6 protein-coding genes are annotated in these 6139 nt (G+C 70.0%); 4 read left to right on the top strand and 2 right to left on the bottom strand.

Annotated elements, in window-relative coordinates; all coding sequences use genetic code 11:
• Positions 1–197 (top strand): hypothetical protein (locus VHK87_RS07155; protein ID WP_329634214.1); only part of this gene is annotated, 197 nt, incomplete at its 5' end.
• 5 nt (positions 198–202) lie between these two features.
• Here the strand turns inward: VHK87_RS07155 and VHK87_RS07150 are convergent.
• Positions 203–370: a hypothetical protein gene (locus VHK87_RS07150; protein ID WP_329634213.1), complete on the bottom strand. Its 168-nt coding sequence runs from the start codon at positions 368–370 to the stop codon at positions 203–205.
• Positions 371–800: 430 nt separating this feature from the next.
• Between VHK87_RS07150 and VHK87_RS07145 the strand changes: the two genes are divergently transcribed.
• Positions 801–2300, top strand: coding sequence for an MFS transporter (locus tag VHK87_RS07145; protein ID WP_329634212.1), 1500 nt, complete (start codon positions 801–803; stop codon positions 2298–2300).
• Between the two features lie 42 nt (positions 2301–2342).
• On the opposite strand, the gene VHK87_RS07140 is transcribed toward VHK87_RS07145, so the two are convergent.
• Positions 2343–4139: a glycoside hydrolase family 15 protein gene (locus VHK87_RS07140; RefSeq protein ID WP_329634211.1), complete on the bottom strand. Its 1797-nt coding sequence runs from the start codon at positions 4137–4139 to the stop codon at positions 2343–2345.
• A 149-nt stretch (positions 4140–4288) separates the two neighbouring features.
• Here VHK87_RS07140 and pyk point away from each other — a divergent pair, with 149 nt between their 5' ends.
• Both pyk and VHK87_RS07130 read left to right on the top strand, forming a co-directional pair.
• Entirely contained in the window at positions 4289–5707 is a 1419-nt protein-coding gene (pyk, locus tag VHK87_RS07135) for a pyruvate kinase (RefSeq protein ID WP_329634210.1), read from the top strand.
• Positions 5708–5733: 26 nt separating this feature from the next.
• Positions 5734–6139: 6-phosphogluconolactonase (locus tag VHK87_RS07130; RefSeq protein ID WP_329634209.1), on the top strand; the 406-nt coding region annotated here is incomplete at its 3' end.

Raw genomic sequence — 6139 nt, 5'->3', positions numbered from 1 at the left:
GCGCCAGTGTCATCGTCTATCGTCCGGCCGAGGGCGGCCTCGAATTCTACGCCGCCGAGGCCGCGGCCGACTGCAGCGTCGTTCTGGATCGCGAACACGACCGTTTCGAATGGGTCGCCGCCGACCGGGCGCCGGCGCGCTGTCGGCCCGAGCACGTGGCCAGGCAGCTGGTGCTGCTGCTCTCGGAATTCGATTGAGCTGATCAGTCCGCCGCGAGCGGCGCCAGCAGCGTTTCGCGCCAGCCGTCCTCGGTCTGGACAATCACGTACCGGGGCTCGCCCGCCCGGCGGACGTATTCGTGCGCCCGGTCGAGCGCCTGGACCTCAGTCTCGAACAGGCCGAGCTCGGCGGAGCCTTCGTCCAGGAGCACCCACCTCGAGCCACGGGCGAATACAGCAAGCTGTTGGTTCGGCATGACGATGGTTGGGTAGCGCGAGACCGTCGCGCGAGCCCAGCAACCGCCCGTTGATGAGCGATGGTTAGTTGGGGAGGAAGGTCGACCGGCCCGGTCTCTGGTAGTCGGGGGGGCGTCGCCGGGCCGGTCGTTTTCAGCCCGCCGTGTCGACGAGCTAGGCGAGAAATGCGGCAGCGAGAGGCGGGTTCCTGCAGCGCTGCGATATTTCCGTGGACGGTCTCAACAAGACGCGCCTGGCGGTTCTCCGGCCGCCCCAGTCGCGCGGCACGCCGACGCGAGCGGCTTGTCTGACGCTGTTTGGCGGCGGAGGGTGAGATGTAGATCCCGACCTACGGGACGCGACGCCGTGGACGCGCAGGCGCACGGCTTTCATTGGGGTGGTGAATTGACGGCTCAGACGCGACCGGACGACGGCCGGATACCCTTCAAGACCAAGATATTCTTCGGCCTCGGCACCAGCGCCGAATACATCGTCCTGCTCGGCATGGGCAGCTACGCCATGCTGTTCTACAATCAGGTGCTGGGCCTCTCGGCCACCCTGGCTGGCGCGGCGGTGTCGCTGAGCCTGATCCTCGACGGTTTCGCCGACCCGATCATGGGCTCGCTGTCGGACCGCACCCGCTCCCGGTTCGGTCGCCGCCACCCCTACATGTACGCCGCGCCGCTGCCGATCGCGCTGTCGCTGATCGCCATCTTCAACCCGCCGCCGGGCCTGGAGCACGTCTGGCTGTTCGCCTGGTTCTTCACCTTCGTCGTGACCCTGCGGGTGTTCATGGCCGCCTACCACACGCCTCACCTGGCGCTGGGGGGCGAGCTCTCGGCCGACTACACCGAGCGCACCCGGATCATGAGCTACAACACGGTGATGGGCGGGGTGGCCAGCATGGTCATGGCCTTCATCGCCCTCAGCGTCTTCTTCAAGGCGACGCCGGAATACTCGCGCGGCCTGCTGAACCCGAACGCCTACCCGCCGTTCGCCTTCTTCTCAGCGGGGATCGCCCTGGCCCTGCTGCTGGGCTCCGCCTGGTTCACCCGCGACCGTATCCCGACCCTGCCCCAGCCGCCGGCCGACCTGCCGAGGTTCAGCCCCTTCGAGTTCGTGAAGGACCTGGGCAAGGCGATCACCAACCGCAACTACGCCTGGCTGCTGGTCGCCTACTTCTTCCTGTCGCTGACGCTGGGACTGCGGGCCGGACTGACCCTCTATGTGAACACCTTCTTCTGGGAGCTGACGTCCGAGCAGCTGCGCTGGTTCGTGCTCGGCGCGCTGGCCGGAGCAATCATCGGCGGCGGCTTGGTCACGCGGCTGCACCAGAAGCTGGACAAGCGCACCACCATCGTCATCGGCTGCATCGGCCTGGCGGCGGTTCCGGCCATCCCGATCGTGCTGCGGATGCTCGGGCTGATGCCCGCCAACGCCACCATGCAGCTGACCATTGCGCTGCTGCTGTTCTCGCTGGTCTCGATCACCTTCACGGCGATCATCCAGATCAGCGTGATGTCGGTGCTGGCCGACATCGCCGACGAGAACGAGCTGAAGCACGGCCACCGGCAGGAGGGAGTGCTCTATTCGACGCGCGCCCTGTTCGCGAAGATCGACATGGCGCTCGGCCAGTTCCTGGCGGGCGTCGCCCTCGACATCATCGCCTTCCCCGCCAAGGCCACGCCCGGGCAGGTGCCCGACGACGTGCTGTTCAAGCTTGCGATGGTGGAGGGGCCCATCGCCGCCGTCCCGGGTCTGCTGGCGGCCTTCTTCTACGCCCGCTACCGCATCACCCGCGCCCGCCACGCCGAGATCCGCGCCGAGCTCGAGGCGCGACGCGGGACGGGGCGCGGGCAAGCCCCGCCGCCGGAACCGATCCTGGCGCCCGCGCCGGCGGAGTGAAGACCTCACCCAACCCTCTCCCCCCGCCGAGCGGGGGGAGAGTCAGCGAACAGCCGTCCAGGGCCGGCTGAGCAGCATGGCGCAGTTGATCAGGCCGACCAGCGAGTAGGTCTGGGGGTAGTTGCCCCACAGCTCGCCGTCCTCGAAAGAGATGTCCTCGGAGAGCAGGCCTGCGGCCGTGCGCCGGTTCAGCATCTCCTCGAACAGCTGCCGCGCCTCGGCGGTGCGGCCGGCCAGGTGCATCGCCTCGATCAGCCAGAAGGTGCAGATGTTGAAGGCGCTCTGCGGTTCGCCGAAGTCGTCGGGGATGGCGTAGCGCAACATGTAGGAGCCGCGGCGCAGGCCCTTCTCCACCGCCGCCACGGTGGCCGCCATCCGCGGATCCGTCGGCGGCACGAACCGCACGTCGATGAGCTGCAGCAGGCTGGCGTCCAATTCGTCGCCGTCGAACGTGGCGGCGAACCGGCCCAGCTCCTCGTTCCAGGCCCGACCCTCGATCGTGGCCCGCATCCCGTCGGCCCGCTCGCGCCAGAATAGGGCGCGGTCCGCCAGCCCCAGCTTCTCGGCCGCCTTGGCCAGCCGGTCGGCGGCCGCCCAGCACATCACCGAGGAGTAGGTGTGCACCGCCTCGCGGCCGCGGAACTCCCAAAGGCTCGCGTCCGGCTCGTCGTGCAGCTCGTAGGCGCGCTGGGCGATCGGTTCGAGCGCGCGGAAGTCGTCCAGCGTGGCCGGCCGCAGCAGCCGCTCGTCGAAGAAGGCCTGGGTCGTGGAGAGGATGATCTGGCCGTACACGTCGTGCTGCAGGTGCTCGTGCGCCTGGTTGCCGACCCGCACCGGGCCCATGCCGCGATAGCCGGGAAGGTGGGGGGCGATCCACTCGGTCAGCGAGGGCTCCAGGCCGACCCCGTAGACCGGCTGCACGTGCCCGCCCTTCGCCGAGTCGACCAGGTTGCGCAGGTAGACGAGGTAGTTCTCCAGGATGTCCACCGCGCCCAGCCGGTTCAGCGCCTGGACGACATAGTAGGCGTCGCGAAGCCAGCAGTAGCGGTAGTCCCAGTTCCGGCCGCTCTCGGCGTGCTCCGGCAGCGAGGTGGTCAGGGCCGCGACGATGGCCCCGGTCTCCTCGTAGGTGCACAGCTTCAGGGTGATGGCCGCGCGGATCACCACGTCCTGCCAGTCCAGCGGCACCGACAGCGTGCGGACCCAGCGCCGCCAGTAGTCGGTGGTCTCCTTGAGCATCTGGGAAGCGGCGACGGAGACGTCGCCCTCGAAGCTCTCGTCCGGCCCCAGGAACATGGTCAGCGGCTCTTCCAGGCGGAACAGCCGCTCGCACTCGATGTGCGAGACCGGCGCGTCGGTGGTCAGGCGGAAGGTCACCTCCCCGCCGACGTAGCGGATGTGGTTCGATCCCCGCGTGACCTCGACCGGCCGCTCGCCCCAGTTGGCCATCGGCCGCAGGCGCACGCGGATCCGCGGCGTGCCGGCCACCGGCCGCACCAGGCGCACGAAGGCGAGCGGCCGATAGATCCGGCCGGAGCGGTAGTAGCGGGGGCAGAAGTCGATGATCTCGACCACCCCGCCGTTGGCGTCCTCGATCTCGGTGGAGAGGATGGGCGTGTTGCGGACGTAGGTCTGGCGGACCGTGCGGGCGCCCTCGACATCGATGCTCCACATCCCCTGGGCCTCTTCGGCGGCCGGATCGGCGTCCTTCAGCAGGGCGCAGAAGAAGGGATCCCCGTCGACCCGTGGCGCGCAGCTCCAGACGAAGCGACCGCCCCTGTCGATCAGGGCGCTCGCCATGCAGTTGCCGATCGGGAACAGGTCGAGGCTCTGGGCCATTCGGCGCACACTCAAGCTAGTTGGATCGAGGCCGCCCCCGGCCCGTCATTCGCGCGATGGGCGCAAAACGCAAGGCCGGAGCGTTCGATCCGGATTGCATGGGAAGGCCGGCCCGTTCAATAGAGCCCCTCGCCAGATTGGAGGGACGGATGATCCGCGCTCGCAGGGCCCGCATCGTCGCTACCTTGGGACCCGCCAGCCGCGACCCGGCCAAGGTCGTGCAGCTGGCCCGCGCCGGCGCCGACGTCTTCCGCGTCAATTTCAGTCACGGGACCCACGAGGACCACGGCCAGACCATCGCCGCCGTGCGGGCCGCCGAGGCCAAGGTCGGCCGCCATTTGGCCGTGCTCGCCGACCTGCAGGGCCCCAAGCTCAGACTGGGCGCCTTCGCCGACAAGGCGGTGGCCCTGAAGCAGGGCCAGCGGTTCCGGCTCGACATGTCCAAGGAGCCCGGCGACGCCAACCGCGTGGGCGTGCCGCACAAGGAGGTGTTCCAGGCGCTGAAGGAGGGGGCGATGATCCTCCTCGACGATGGCAAGGTGAAGCTGAAGGTGCTCGAGCACGGGCGCGACTTCGCCGAGACCCGGGTGATCGCCGGCCACGGCCTGTCCAACAACAAGGGGCTGAACCTGCCGGGTCTGGCGATCCCGATCCCGGCGCTCACCGACAAGGACCGCCAGGACGTGGTCTTCGCCCTCGACCAGGGGGTGGATTGGGTGGCCCTGTCGTTCGTGCAGCGCGCCTCAGACATGGCCGAGCTGCGCCGGATCACCAACGGCCGGGCCGGCGTGCTGGCGAAGATCGAGAAGCCCGCCGCGCTGACCGCTCTCGACGAGATCCTCGACCTCTGCGAGGCGGTGATGATCGCCCGTGGCGATCTCGGCGTGGAGCTGGCGCCCGAGGAGGTGCCGGTCGCGCAGAAGGAGCTGATCCGCGCCGCCCGCCGCCGCGGCCTGCCGGTGATCGTCGCGACCCAGATGCTGGAGTCGATGACCGCCTCGCCGACCCCGACCCGGGCCGAGGCCTCGGACGTCGCCGGTGCGGTCTACGAGGGCGCCGACGCCCTGATGCTGTCCGCCGAGACCGCCGCCGGGATGTTCCCCCAGGAGGCGGTGGAGATGATGGACAAGATCATCTGCCGGGTGGAGCGCGACCCGCGCTGGCCCGAGCTGATGGCCGCCGAATACCCAGTGCGCGACGCCGACGCCGACGCCCTGGTGGCCGCCGCGCGACGGGCCGCGGAGGCGGCGTCGATCTCCTGCCTGGTGGCCTTCACCACCACCGGCCAGACGGCCCTGCGGCTGGCTCGCGAGCGGCCGCTGCAGCCTTCCATCGCCCTGACGCCGCATGTGAACACGGCCCGCCGGCTGGCGCTGGTCTGGGGCGTGGAGTCCAAGGTGGTGCCGCAGATCGACGATCCGGAGGCCCTGGCCCGCACCGCCGTCGAGCAGGCGATGGCCATGAAGCTCGCCCCGCCTGGGCGCCGCATCCTGATCCTGGCGGGCCTGCCGATGGGCTCTCCCGGCGCCGCCAACATCATGCGCATCGCCCATACCCCGAGGCGGTGAGCCGCCTCGCGCGTTGTGTCGCCTGCATGATCGAGACCTACGCCAGCAGGACAGCCGCGGCCGAGGCGGCGGCGGCCGCCATCGAGCGCGGCCTGTCAGACGGGCTGAAGCAGCGCGCCCGCGCGACCTTCGTTGGCACGGGCGGCAGTTCCCCGGCCCCGGTCTACAAGCGGCTCGGCCAGGCGGGCGTGGACTGGGCGCGGGTGGTGGTCACGCTGAGCGACGAGCGGCTCGTCCCGCCCGCCTCCGAGCACTCCAACCAGCGCCTGGTGCGCGAGCACCTGATGCTCGGCGAGCCCGCCAAGGCGCACCTCGTGCCGCTGTGGGCGGACACCGCCGATCCCGAGGTCGCAGCGCGCGCCGCCGAGCCGGCGCTGAAGGGCATGGCGCCGTTCGACGCGGTGCTGCTGGGGATGGGCGACGACGGCCACA

Source organism: Phenylobacterium sp., assembly GCF_036263695.1.
Taxonomy (GTDB): Bacteria; Pseudomonadota; Alphaproteobacteria; order Caulobacterales; family Caulobacteraceae; genus Phenylobacterium.
Note: the sequence above shows the minus strand (reverse complement) of the source record. Positions and strands in the feature narration are given on the sequence as shown.